The 13526-nt window shown below is 35.9% G+C and carries 13 protein-coding genes; all 13 read left to right on the forward strand.

Translation table 11 applies throughout. The features are described from left to right. Positions 1-220: 220 nt before the first annotated feature. The 13 genes from ACF3OB_RS08115 (at position 221) to ACF3OB_RS08175 (ending at position 13470) form a co-directional block, all read left to right on the forward strand. Entirely contained in the window at positions 221-1141 is a 921-nt protein-coding gene (locus ACF3OB_RS08115; protein WP_172913869.1) for a type IX secretion system membrane protein PorP/SprF, read from the forward strand. A 31-nt stretch (positions 1142-1172) separates the two neighbouring features. Then, on the forward strand, positions 1173-3128 hold the full coding sequence (locus ACF3OB_RS08120) for an OmpA family protein (protein ID WP_095893500.1): 1956 nt from the start codon (positions 1173-1175) through the stop codon (positions 3126-3128). A gap of 137 nt (positions 3129-3265) precedes the next feature. Further along, positions 3266-5257 carry an NAD-dependent DNA ligase LigA gene (ligA, locus tag ACF3OB_RS08125; RefSeq protein WP_392447394.1) on the forward strand — a complete coding sequence of 664 codons (1992 nt, stop codon included), beginning with the start codon at positions 3266-3268 and terminating at the stop codon, positions 5255-5257. Positions 5258-5461: 204 nt separating this feature from the next. Then, entirely contained in the window at positions 5462-6124 is a 663-nt protein-coding gene (locus tag ACF3OB_RS08130) for an aspartate kinase (RefSeq protein WP_042009567.1), read from the forward strand. A 329-nt stretch (positions 6125-6453) separates the two neighbouring features. Continuing rightward, complete coding sequence (locus ACF3OB_RS08135; protein WP_392447395.1) at positions 6454-7062, forward strand: TetR/AcrR family transcriptional regulator; 609 nt, start codon at positions 6454-6456, stop codon at positions 7060-7062. Positions 7063-7103: 41 nt separating this feature from the next. Next, complete coding sequence (locus tag ACF3OB_RS08140) at positions 7104-8453, forward strand: TolC family protein (RefSeq protein ID WP_392447396.1); 1350 nt, start codon at positions 7104-7106, stop codon at positions 8451-8453. A gap of 71 nt (positions 8454-8524) precedes the next feature. Further along, positions 8525-9520 carry a YhcG family protein gene (locus ACF3OB_RS08145; protein WP_095911908.1) on the forward strand — a complete coding sequence of 332 codons (996 nt, stop codon included), beginning with the start codon at positions 8525-8527 and terminating at the stop codon, positions 9518-9520. A gap of 5 nt (positions 9521-9525) precedes the next feature. Further along, complete coding sequence (locus tag ACF3OB_RS08150; protein ID WP_172913863.1) at positions 9526-10017, forward strand: GNAT family N-acetyltransferase; 492 nt, start codon at positions 9526-9528, stop codon at positions 10015-10017. A gap of 21 nt (positions 10018-10038) precedes the next feature. Further along, positions 10039-10764 (forward strand): nitroreductase family protein, encoded by a 726-nt coding sequence (locus ACF3OB_RS08155; protein WP_392447397.1) that lies wholly within the window; start codon positions 10039-10041, stop codon positions 10762-10764. Positions 10765-10780: 16 nt separating this feature from the next. After that, positions 10781-11287 (forward strand): Bro-N domain-containing protein, encoded by a 507-nt coding sequence (locus ACF3OB_RS08160; protein ID WP_392447398.1) that lies wholly within the window; start codon positions 10781-10783, stop codon positions 11285-11287. Positions 11288-11546: 259 nt separating this feature from the next. Then, positions 11547-12716, forward strand: a complete 1170-nt coding sequence (locus ACF3OB_RS08165) for an efflux RND transporter periplasmic adaptor subunit (protein WP_392447399.1) — start codon at positions 11547-11549, stop codon at positions 12714-12716. Positions 12717-12816: 100 nt separating this feature from the next. Then, entirely contained in the window at positions 12817-13128 is a 312-nt protein-coding gene (locus ACF3OB_RS08170; protein WP_392447400.1) for a hypothetical protein, read from the forward strand. Positions 13129-13341: 213 nt separating this feature from the next. Next, the gene (locus ACF3OB_RS08175) at positions 13342-13470 is read left to right on the forward strand and encodes a hypothetical protein (RefSeq protein ID WP_255320946.1); all 129 of its coding nucleotides are present in this window, start codon (positions 13342-13344) and stop codon (positions 13468-13470) included. Positions 13471-13526: the final 56 nt, after the last annotated feature.

Here is a 13526-nt window from a genome sequence, read left to right on the forward strand (position 1 = left end):
AAGAAGAATGCCTTCTTTAAGAGATATTTCCGACATAAAATTTAAAATGAAGATAATCAGCAAGAAAAAGAAATTTTTACTTCTAAAAATAATTCATTTTTCTTGTAAGTACGCAATAAAAAACGTATTTTTGCCTCCGTTTGACATGTATTATGTCAAATTCATGTCTAACGCATAGTTTTGACATGTAAAGAGAGGGATGAACTTTTAATTTAGTTATATGAAGAAGAATAAGTTAGTAGCTTTGTGTATGTTCTTTCTGTGTGTATTAGGATTCGCTCAACAAGAATCACAGTACACACAATACATGTACAACACGATGATGTTTAATCCGGGATATACGGGGTCTCGTGGTGTTGATAGTTTTTTTGGGATATTCCGAGCACAGTGGATTGGTTTGGATGGAGCTCCTCGCAGTGGAGGGATTAGTTATCATGCTCCTCAGGAGCGTTTGCGAAACGTGGGTTTGGGGTACTCGTTGTTCTATGACGCAATAGGGCCACAAACCAATACGAGTTTTATGTTAGATTTCTCGTATACTTTGAATTTTGATAATTCGAAGTTAGCTTTTGGTTTAAAGGGTACAGCAGAGATTTTTAGTTTGGATTATAATAAACTTCGTTTGTACGATCCATCAGACACACATTTTTCGGAGAATAGTACTATATTTTCACCGAATGTAGGAGCGGGTGTTTTTTGGTATTCGGATAAGTATTACATAGGTTTTTCGGTTCCTAATTTGTTGGAGACAGAGATTTACGAGTCAAAGGATCGTAGGGTTTCTGTATTGAAAAACACTCAACATTTTTACTTGATAGGGGGATATGTTTTTGACTTGAGTGATAATATCAAGTTCAAACCTGCTGTATTGTCAAAGATGTCTTATGGAGCTCCTTTGCAGTTGGATGTATCTGCAAATTTCATGTTTAATGAGCGTTTTGTGTTTGGAGCTGCTTGGCGTTGGTCAGCTGCAGTGAGTTTGATGGCAGGTTTTCAGGTGAATGATCGTTGGTTTATAGGCTACGGTTATGATTTTGAGACTACAGAACTTTCTCGTTACAACTCAGGTTCTCATGAAATCTTTTTACGCTATGAATTGGTGAAGATGTACAAAAAGGTTGTGTCTCCGCGTTTCTTCTAATTAAAGTTTAAATCTTGAAGGTAATCATACTATGAAAATATACCATAAATTATTGTTTTTTCTATTATTAGGAATAACGGCAAATATTTTTGCACAGGAAAAGGAATTACAGAAGGCGAATGATTTGTATCAGAATTATGCTTATGTAGATGCGATTAAGATATACGAAAGTATAGCTAAGAAGGGTTTTGTGAATCAGGAGTTGTTGGAGCGTTTGGGCAATTCGTATTATTTCAATGCTGATTATACGGCAGCATTGGTTTGGTATGAGCAATTGTTTGCCAATCCGGAGTATAAGTTAAAGCCAGAATATTACTATCGTTATTCACTTTCGTTAAAATCGGCAGATCGTTATGATGAGGCTGATAGGATGATGGTTAAGTTTGTTGAGTTGACAGATGCGAATGATACAAGAGCGGTATTATTCCAAGAGAACAGGAATTATCAAGAGATTATCAAAGATAATTCGAATCGTATGGATTTGTATCATACGGATATCAACACAGAGCATTCAGAGTATGGAGCTGCGTTCTATGGTGGAGATAAGGTTATTTTTGCAGCGAGTAATAGCAGTATGTTCAAGCAAACTTCACAATGGACAGGCGAGAGTTTTTACGATTTATATGAGGCTTCTCGCGACAGCATTTCTCTTGATAAAAAATCACTTTTCTCATCGGATATTAATACAAAATTCAACGAATCTACGGCTGTCTTTACTAAGGATGGCAATACCGTTTATTTCACACGTAATAATTATGTGAATAAAAAAGTGGGGATGAATAGTGAAAATACTATTCTCTTAAAAATTTTACGAGCGACTAAAGATGCTAACGGTAAGTGGGGCAATGTGATTGAGATGCCTTTCAATAGTAATGTTCATAGTGTTGCACATCCAGCGTTAAGCCCTGATGGGAAGTATTTATACTTTGCTTCAGATATGAAAGGAACATTAGGAAATTCTGATATATTTCGTGTCCAAATACTCAAAGATGGCTATGGAAAACCTGAGAATTTAGGAAATGTGATTAATACCACAGGGCGTGAGTCTTTCCCATTTGTTTCCGATGATAATGTTCTGTACTATTCATCAAATGGTTTTCCAGGTTTGGGAGGTTTGGATATTTTTGCGGTTAAGCTGTATGACAATGGAACAACTTCAAAACCAATCAACATTGGAAGACCTGGAAATAGTGCCGATGATGATTTTTGTTTTGTAATTGACAGTGATAAAAAGATAGGATTTTTGACTTCAAATCGTCCAGGAGGAAAAGGCAAAGATGATATTTATTCCTTTTATGAACATACACCGCTACGATTTGTATGTACACGAACTATGCGTGGAATTGTAAAAAATCAAGAAACCAATGAAATTATTCCTGATGCTAAGGTGACTTTATCAAATAAAGATATGGCGTTGTTGGGTTCTAAACAGGCAGATTCAAAAGGAGCTTTCCTTTTCGATGATGAATCCATAAACTGCACAGATGCACACTTTTACTTAAAAGGAGAAAAAGAAGGATTTGAAACAGCAGAGGTCAATGTAGTAGCAGGAAAAGATAAAGAAATTTATTATGAGATTCTATTGAAACCGCGTGTGGTTAAGGTTGGAGAAGGTACGGATTTAGCAAAAGTACTTCATATAGATAATATTTATTTTGATTTAGATAAATCGAATATTCGTCCTGATGCTGCGGTGCAATTAGCTAAGGTTCTTGAAGTTATGAAAGAATATCCGAATATGAAAATTGATGTCCGTTCACATACTGACAGCAGGGCGTCACATGCTTATAACTTGTCATTGTCCGACAGAAGAGCAAAATCCACCGTAAAATGGATTATTGATAACGGAATAGATAAGAGTCGTATCACAGGAAAAGGATATGGAGAAACTCAGTTAGTTAATGGTTGTTCGGATGGTGTTTCATGTTCTGAAGAAGAACACCAAGCAAATCGCCGAAGTGAATTTATTATCGTAGAACTGAAATAAAACTACGCGATAAAAAATATGAAAAAGAGACTGTTCCCAACAAGAATAGTCTCTTTTGTTTTTCGTACGTTAATTGCGTTTGAAAATTTCATTGATGTAAAAAAAATACTACATTTGTGGCTTAATAATCTCAATAAATGGACGTCAAAAATCAAGTAGAACAGCTTAGAAACGAACTTAATCAGCATAATTATAATTATTATGTATTGGACAATCCAATTATTTCTGATTACGAGTTTGATCAAAAATTGATGGAATTACAGTTGTTAGAAAATCAACATCCTGAATTCTTCGATTCTAATTCGCCAACAGTTCGTGTGGGTGGGACTATTACTAAAAATTTCAATACTATCACACATGAATTTCGTATGTATTCTTTGGATAATTCTTATTCAAAAGAAGATTTGGAAGAGTGGGAAAAACGTATCATTAAGCTATCAGGGAGTCAGAACCTATCTTTTACTTGTGAATTGAAATATGACGGAGCTTCGGTTGATTTGCTTTATGAGAAAGGGAAACTAACCCAAGCTACTACACGCGGAGATGGTTTTCAAGGCGATGAAATTACTGCAAATGTACGTACAATTAAGAGCGTACCGTTGGTTTTGCAAAACGATTTCCCAGAGCGTTTCCATATTCGTGGAGAAATTATCTTACCTAAAAAAGGATTTGAAGAAATGAATAAAGAACGTATCGAAGCAGGGGAAGATCCTTACATGAACCCTCGGAATACGGCAAGTGGCAGTCTGAAATTGCAGGATACCTCTGAAGTAGCGAAACGCCCATTGGATTGTTTACTGTATGCATTAGTTGGTAGTGTAAATATAAAAACACAATATGAAGGTTTGGAAAAGGCTCGTTCCTGGGGTTTTAAAGTTCCTAAAGAATCAAAATTATGTCATTCCACCGATGAGGTAATGGACTTTATTAACTATTGGGATGTACACCGCCATGATTTGCCATATGAAATTGATGGTGTGGTGGTCAAGGTCAACGATATAGCTCTGCAAGAAGAGTTGGGATACACCTCAAAATCACCACGTTGGGCAATGGCATATAAATTTAAGGCTGAACAAGCGACAACTACCTTAGAAAGTATTTCGTACCAAGTCGGGCGGACAGGAGCCATTACTCCTGTAGCAAATCTCACCCCTGTATTGTTGGCGGGAACTATCGTAAAACGAGCATCCTTGCACAATGCCGACCAAATAGAAAAGTTAGATATTCGTGTCGGAGATACGGTTTTTGTAGAAAAAGGCGGTGAAATCATTCCGAAAATCGTAGGAGTAGCACTTGATAAGCGTCCCTCAGGCTCTATGATAACAACTTATATTTCACATTGTCCTGAATGTCAGTCTGAATTGATACGTAACGAAGGTGAAGCACAGCACTATTGCCCTAATGTTGAAGGTTGTCCTCCTCAAATTACGGGCAGAATTCAACATTACATCTCGCGTAAAGCCATGGATATCGAAGGTTTAGGTGGAGAAACTATAGAGTTGCTATTTCGTTCAAAACTAATTGAGAATTACGCAGATTTGTATGAGCTTACAGTATCAAAACTTTTGCCATTGGAACGAATGGCATCCAAAAGTGCTGAAAATATTATCAAGGGTATAGAAAAATCAAAAGAAGTTCCTTTTGAGCGAGTGCTTTTTGCTTTAGGAATCCGTTACGTGGGTGAAACGGTGGCTAAAAAATTGGCTCGGCACTATAAAACGATTGATAACTTAGAAAAAACCACACTCGAAGAACTTATGCAAGTAGATGAAATAGGTGTTCGCATAGCTGAAAGTGTAGTTCAATTTTTTGATAATGAACAGAATAAAAATATTGTCAAACGACTAAAATCCTATAATTTACAATTTTCATTATCTGAAGAAAGTCTGGCAAATCAAACAGAAAAGCTTAAAGGATTCACGTTTGTGGTTTCAGGGGTATTTCATTTACATTCTCGTGATGAGTTGAAAAACATCATTGAACAAAATGGAGGAAAGGTAGGTTCGTCAATTTCTTCTAAAACAAGCTATGTGATTGTGGGTGACAACATGGGGCCAAGTAAAAAGCTGAAAGCCGAAAGTTTAGGCATTCCGATGATCAGTGAAGAGGATTTCATAAAAATGCTTTAGATTTTAATATAGAAAAACTGATGATGATTTCAGAAAAAAGAAGGATTTTATTTATGATTGCTTTGGTTAATAATTCAAAAAGAAAAGATATTTTATAGGTTTTTAAAATTTTAGCAAAAAAAAAATAAACTTATATTGTTACAAAGATTTTTTTTATTGTAATTTTGTAACGAAATAATAGTGTGAACTTAAAATTATGTACTAATGAAAACCGTTTCATCTGCCGTAGAGAATTATATAAAATCAAAACCATTCTTGCAGACGGCTCTATCACAAGGGATTATCAATTTGACTTCGCTGGCTCGTATCATTCGTAAAGAAATTCAAACTGATACAACCAGTAGGGAAGTGCGCAATGGTGCTATCGTTATGGCACTCAAACGACTTTCTACAGATATGGAATTTCGTTCGACACACCGCATTGTTAAGGTTCTTAAGAATATAGGTGAGATTATTGTTCGTTCTAATCTGACGGACTACACTTTTTTAGTTTCTGAAACTCTGTTAAATAATCAATCTGAGTTGTTGCGACAAATTCAAAATACGAAGGACGTGTTCTACGCTTCCTCGCGCGGGGTAAATGAAATTAGTTTGATTGTTAGTAATTCAGTAGAGCCTATTGTTGAAACTGTGTTTAGCACAGAAAGATGTACTCATAAATATAGTAATTTGGGTTCCATAAGCGTAAAACTTCCTGAAGAAAACGTTTCAATTCCGGGTATTTACTATTTTATTTTCCAGAGATTGGCATGGGAAGGAGTTACGATGAATGAAGTGATTTCAACATCTAATGAGTTTACAATTGTAGTTCCTGAAAGTCAGATAGATATAGCGTTTAAGGTAATTAAAGATTTGAAAATGCTGTAAAAAATATTAGAATTAAAAATAGGATTGTCCGAAGAGTTGTTATTTAAAAAATATTTTCCCACTTCAATAAATTTTGCGTAAGTTTTTTAAAATAAATTTCTGAATGTTAATTATTTATATTTTTTAAGCTTAAAACATTCTTCATCAAACTAATTAAACAATATAACAAAAAATCCAGCTTTTCGGACAGCTTCTTTCTCTTTTCATATAACACACAAATATATAGTAATTTTCATAGCTTTCGTTAAAAGTTAAATATAGGTTAAAACGCGGAAACTAAAGTCTCGTTTTCAGTTTCCTTGGTATATTTGCGCTGAAAAATTCGAACGATGGCAAAAGAACAACTCATTACAATAGCACGTGACCTTCTGATTGACTTAGGTATCAAATCTGTTACGATGGACGATATTGCCCGAAAAGCGGGAGTTTCCAAAAAAACGCTTTACAATCATTTTAAGGACAAAACCGACCTTATCCAAACCGTGGTTATGTCCGTTAGTAAGGAACTCAACGAACAAACCAAAGCAATTATGACCAATGAACAGAATCCCATCAAGCAACTTTACGAAGTGGAGCGTTTCTTTTCGTGTCAGCCTGTAATTGTGAATAATTCACCTCAAAAACAGCTACAGAAATATTACCCCAAGATATACAAAGAGCTACAAAACAAACAATTGCAAGAAGTTGGCGGATTAATTCTGGAAAACTTAAAAAGAGGTATCGAATTGGGAATGTACCGAAAAGATATCAACTTGGATTTTACAATGCGATTATACTTGCACATTATGATTGAATCGGGTAATGATTTACTCTTTTTCAAGGATTATGACAAAAACATCATTTCGGCAAATTATCTGGAATTCCACATTCGAGCCATTGCCACCCCGAAAGGAGTTACCACCTTGGAAGAAATTTTAAGAAGAGACAAAAAGAATTAAAAACTAAAAATCATACAATTAAAAAATTCATAATAAATACAATGAATCATAAATTTATTTTTATTTTACTGATTTTCTACGGATTGTCAGGATTTTCGCAAGAGACTCAAACATATCATTTTTCATTGGAAGAAGCCGTTACTTTTGCCATTGAAAACAATTTAAAATCCAAAAATGCAGTAGCAGACATTGAGGCTGCCCGAAAAAAGAAATGGGAAGCCACCGCTACAGGATTGCCTCAAATCAATGCAAAAGTAGATTATCAACACTTTTTAAAACAACAAGTTACACTTATTCCTGCAGAATTTTTCGGAGGACAGAAAGGCGAATTTGCCGAAGCCACTTTCGGAACAAAACAAAACGTAAATGCTTCTGCCACGCTTTCGCAATTGATTTTCGATGGCTCTTATTTAGTTGGTTTGCAGAGTGCTAAGGTGTATTTACAGATTTCAGAACTTTCCAAACAAAAAAGCGATATCGAACTGCGAAAAACCGTTGTCGATGCTTATGCCAATGTACTTCTTTCGGAAGAAAGTATCCGAATTTTAGAAGAAAACAAACGTGTTTTGGAGAAAAATCTCGCCGAAACCAAAGCCATTTTTGAAAACGGATTGGGCGAAGAAGAAAATGTGGAACAACTCCAAATCACCCTTGCCAACATCAGCAATAACCTGAACAATACCAAGCGTTTGTACGAACTTTCCAAAAAAATGCTTAACATCACTTTGGGGTTAAATTTGGACGACCGTGTGGAATTGAAAGACAATTTGGAGCAACTCACCACACAAACCGTAGTTGAAAGTATTGAAAATCAAACAGATTTTAATTTGGAATCGAATATTGATTTTAAAATTGCTTCCAATAGTGTGCGTTCGCAGGAATTGCTCGTGAAGTTTGAAAAAAGCCAATCGTTGCCTCGTTTGAGTGCTTTCCTCAACGGAAGTTACAACGCTTTTGACGATAAATTTTCATTTTTCGATACGAACAAAAGATGGTTCGGGAGTGCACTTTTTGGCGTGAGTTTGGAAATCCCGATTTTCAGTTCGTGGATGCGTTCAAGTAAGGTGCAACGCTCTCAAATTGAGCTTGAAAAATCAAAAAACGATTTGAATTTGGCAAAACAGCAGTTACAAATGCAACACGATAAAGCGTTGAGCGACTTACAGTTTGCCATAGAAGAACATCATACTTTGCGTGAAAATCTGGATTTGGCAAAACGCATCGAGAACAAAAATCAAATCAAATACACCGAAGGTTTGGCAACGAGTTTCGACCTGCGTCAAGCTCAATTGCAACTCTACGCCGCTCAGCAGGAATTTCTGCAATCGATGGTTAATGTGCTGAATAAAAAAGAAGTTTTAAAATCGTTACAGACAAATCAAAAAAACTAAAAAGACTAAAGAAAATCGAAAAATGAAATTTTGTTTAGAATAAAAGCGTTTTCTGCATAAAAATCAAAATTATGAATATCGAACCTACAAGTTATACCAATTTAGTTTCAGAAATAGGAAACTTACTTAAAAAAGGAAGAGAGCAAGCTGCTACTTCTGTTAATACAATTTTGGTGCATACCTATTGGTTAATAGGTAGATACATTGTAGAGTTTGAACAAAAAGGAAAAGAAAAAGCAACTTACGGAAGTGAATTGTTAGAACGATTATCCAAAGACTTAACCACTGCGTATGGGAAAGGATTTAGTAGATCTAACTTATTTTATATGAGAAAATTATATATAAACTTCCCAAATAGTGAGACATTGTCTCACAAATTGAGTTGGTCTCATTATTTTGAAATTCTAAAAGCAGAGCAACCTTTGGCAATTAAGTTCTATACCATTCAGGCAGAAAAAGACAGTTGGAGTGTAAGGGAACTTAAAAGGCAAATGAAAAGTATGCTTTTTCATCGCTTAGCGTTGAGCAAAGATAAAAAGGGTATCTTGGAATTGGCTGAAAAAGGACAAGAAATACACAAAGCCCAAGATATATTAAAAGACCCTTATGTTTTGGAATTTTTGAATCTTCCGATGCAACATCAATATTTGGAAAGCGAATTGGAAGGTAAATTGATTTCTAATTTACAAGATTTCTTGATGGAATTAGGAAAAGGATTTACTTTCGTTAAAAGACAATACAGAATTTCTCTCTCAGGAAATCATTTTTATGTAGATTTGGTATTTTACCATCGTATTTTAAAATGCTTTGTGCTTATAGATTTGAAAAGAGGAGAGGTAAATCACCAAGACATAGGACAGATGAATTTATATCTAAATTATTTTCAAAAGGAAGAAAATGTAGAGGGAGATAATCAGCCAATAGGTATTGTATTAGGAGCGTACAAAGATCATATTTTGGTAGAATATGCAACAGAAAACATTAGCAATCAGCTTTTTGTAAGTAAATATCAATTATATCTTCCTGAAAAAAAAGAATTAGAAAGAGAATTGGAAAAATTGTTGTAAAAACTATGGATTTTATTTTAAGTAAATTTGAAGATAAAGATTTTGAGCATTACTTTCAATTGGTAGGCGATATTCGTGTAATGGAGATGATTACCGAACGAGCCATTCCGTTAGAGGAAGCGAAAAGTGACTTTGATAAGGAATTGACGAAAAACCAAATACATCCCGATTTTGGAATTTTTAAAATCATAAATCCTGAAAATCAATCTTTTATAGGATTTACCAAATTAGAGGTTGAAACATCAGAAAGCAAAGAAGCCGAATTGGGGTATATGATTTTACCCGAATTTTGGGGCAAGGGCTTTGCAGGAAAAGTCGCCAAACGATTGATTGATTTTGCCCGAAATCATCCGCAAATAGAGGAACTTTTTGCTATTATTGACCCTAAAAACATTCCTTCAAGGAAGATATTAACAAACAATCATTTTGAACACCAAGAATACAAAGATTTTGACGGATTGCCCGGAGAAATTCTCAGATTGAAATTCAAAAAGTAAAAACATACTTACACGAAAATTATGAACTTAAAAGAAATATTAAATTACCGTCGTGCCGTACGTCTGTATGACGAAACAAAACCCATCGAAACGGAAAAAGTACGTGAATGTTTGGAGTTGGCACAGCTCGCTCCCACGAGTTCCAATATGCAACTATGGGAAGCCTATCATATTACAGATAAAGCAGTTATGGCAGAATTAACCGAAGCCTGTTTGTCGCAAAGTGCTGCGAAAACGGCTCAGCAAATGGTGGTTTTCGTCACTCGGCAAGACTTATACAAAGAAAGAGCCAAAGCCGTTTTGGAGTTTGAAAAAGGCAATGTACAACGTAACAGCCCTTTGGAAAGACAAGCCAAGAGGATAAAAGACCGAGAAACCTATTATGGCAAATTGATGCCTTTTTTATATCGCAGATGTTTCGGATTATTAGGTTCGATTCGCAAAATAATGGTGCTGAGCATTGGACTATTTCGCCCGATAGTAAGGCAAGTGTCCGAAGCCGAAGTACGAACTGTAGTGCATAAAAGTTGTGCATTGGCAGTACAAACTTTTATGATAGCAATGGCAGAAAAACAATACGATACCTGTCCGTTAGAAGGATTTGATAGCAAATTGGTTAAAAAAGCGTTGAAACTTCCTTCCGACACAGAAATCAATATGATTATCACTTGTGGCATTCGAAAAGAGGGCGGTATTTGGGGCGAAAGATTCCGCGTTCCGTTTGAAGAGATATATCATCAGGTGTAAAAAGTTGACAAAGAAAATGGAAAATAACATAAAAATATTTGAACAGAAAAAAGTGCGTTCGCAGTGGGACGAGCAACAAGAAAAATGGTGGTTTTCCATCGTTGATGTGATTGAGGTTTTAACAGAAAGTATTGATGCGTCAGCTTATTGGAGAAAACTTAAACAACGATTAAAAGAAGAAGGAAATGAAACCGTGACGAATTGTCACACGTTGAAAATGGAAGCACGGGATGGCAAAATGCGTGTAACCGATGTTGCTGATACTGAACAATTACTAAGGCTTATCCAATCCGTACCCTCACCCAAAGCCGAACCTTTTAAACTTTGGCTGGCTCAGGTAGGTAGCGAACGTTTGGACGAAATGCAAGACCCCGAAATTTCCATAGACCGAGCTTTGCAGCAATATCTCAAACTCGGATATTCCGAAAGTTGGATTAACCAACGGTGCGACCCGCACAGGGAATTTGAACTAAACGAACCTTTAAAAATATTTTCAACTCATTCAAACTTTTTATCAGTATAGGTGAAGTTTTTTATAAAGAACACAATTACATTTTCAAGCTCATAAACTGGCATTGGAGACGAAGCGTTTAAAAAATCGATGAATGAAGCACAGAAAATCTCCACTGCCCGAGCGTTAGCGAGTTTGGAGATTTTCAGCAAAATGAATTGATTTTTAGCTGAGTATCCAAAGCCTTGAACTTTTGGTACTTTTGGTTCAAGCCAAAAGTACGAAGAAATAGAAACAAGAATAAATCAAACAACAAATAAAATCAGTTACAATGAAATACATTAACATTCAACTTATTGTTTCCGCTTTGGTGTTGTTGGCATCGTGCGGAGAAACCAAAAATCCGTCGGTGGAAGAGGTCATCGCGAAGGGTTCAAAAACGGAAATCCGTCAGAAAAGAGATGAAATTTCTGCAAAAATAAAAGAACTCGAAACGCAAATCGCTTCCCTTGATGCTTCTCTCAGCAAATTCCCTGAAGAGGGGTCAGCTCAGGTGTTAGTATCGCTTTTGGAAGTGAAAGATACACTTTTCAACCACTTTTTGGAATTGCAAGGAACGATAAAAACCACTCAAAATATCACCCTAAATGCGGAATTCGGAGGCGTTTTGGAAAGAATACACGTACAAAAAGGACAAAACGTGCAAAAGGGACAACTTCTGGCATCAATTCAAGATGGAGGAATTTCCCAACAATTGGCTCAACTGAAAATCCAAGCCGAACTAGCAAAAACTACTTTTGAGCGTCAATCGCGATTATGGGAGAATAAAATCGGGTCGGAAATTCAATACCTACAAGCCAAATCGGCTTACGAAACACAGCAAAGTGCGGTGGAGCAAATGCAAAAGCAGGTTGCCAAAGCCAACATTTACGCTCCGTTTTCAGGGGTAATTGACGATGTGATAACCGACGTGGGAACGGTGGTAGCTCCCGGAATGCCTGTGCTTCGGCTTGTGAACCTGTCGGATATGTATCTGGAATCGGAAGTGCCTGAACATTACGTGGCTAATGTAAAAAAAGGTACGCAAGCCAAGGTGGATATCTCGGTTTTGGGCGAGCAACTCGACACGAAAGTAAGTCAAGTTTCCAACTTTATCAATCCGGCGAATCGTTCGTTTAAGATTGAAATCCGTTTGCCTAATAAAAACAACGCTATCAAGCCTAATATGACGGCTCGTTTGCAAGTGAATGATTATCAGAATAAAGAAGCTATCTTACTGCCAACGGATATCATTTCGGAAAATGCACAAGGCGAACAATATGTTTTTCTTGCCAAAAAAGGAGACAATAAAAATCAGTACGTTGCTGAGCGTGTTGTGATTTCTACCGGAAAAACACAAAATGGATTTACCGAAATTCTGTCAGGAATTCAAAAAGGAGATAAAGTTATTCGCGAAGGAGCGAGAAGTGTGCAAGAAGGACAACGTGTTTCGACTTTGTAAGGTTCAGATTTTCGACTTGTCCAACAGGAAATGAATTTTTACTGATAGGAAATCAATTCCGACCGACAAGAAATCGATTCCGACCAACAGGAAATCGATTTTGACCGATAAGAAATCAATTCCGACCAACAGGAAATTGATTCTGACCGACAAGAAATCAATTCTGACCAACAAGAAATCAATTCTGACCAACAAGAAATCAATTCTGACCAACAAGAAATCGATTCTGACCAACAGGAAATCGATTTTGACCGATAAGAAATCAATTCCGACCAACAGGAAATTGATTCTGACCGACAAGAAATCAATTCTGACCAACAAGAAATCAATTCTGACCAACAAGAAATCAATTCTGACCAACAAGAAATCAATTCTGACCAACAAGAAATCGATTCTGACCAACAGGAAATGAATTCTGACCGGTAAAAATCCATTTCTGACAAGTAAATATTCAATTATTATTGGTAAAAATTTATTGATGAGCGGTAAAAATCGATTTGTATCAGGTAAAAACAAAATTGGTGACGATAATTCTAAAAATAAATGTAGAATATGAACTCAAATATTAATCAAATAGAAGTAAACACCCGTGAGGATTTCGCAAAATTTTTGGAATTTATTAAAAATGGATATATTTTCAAGAGTAAGTTTGCGACCTTGGAGACGAAGCGTTAAGAAAATCAATAAATGGAACGTAGAAAATCTCTACTGTTTGAGCGTAGCGAGTTTAGAGATTTTCAGTGAAATGAATTGATTTTTAGCGGAGTATCCAAAGTCTTGAATTTTTGGTTTCACATACTAAGCTCTCGC

Source organism: Capnocytophaga canis (assembly GCF_043187445.1).
GTDB lineage: Bacteria > Bacteroidota > Bacteroidia > Flavobacteriales > Flavobacteriaceae > Capnocytophaga > Capnocytophaga canis.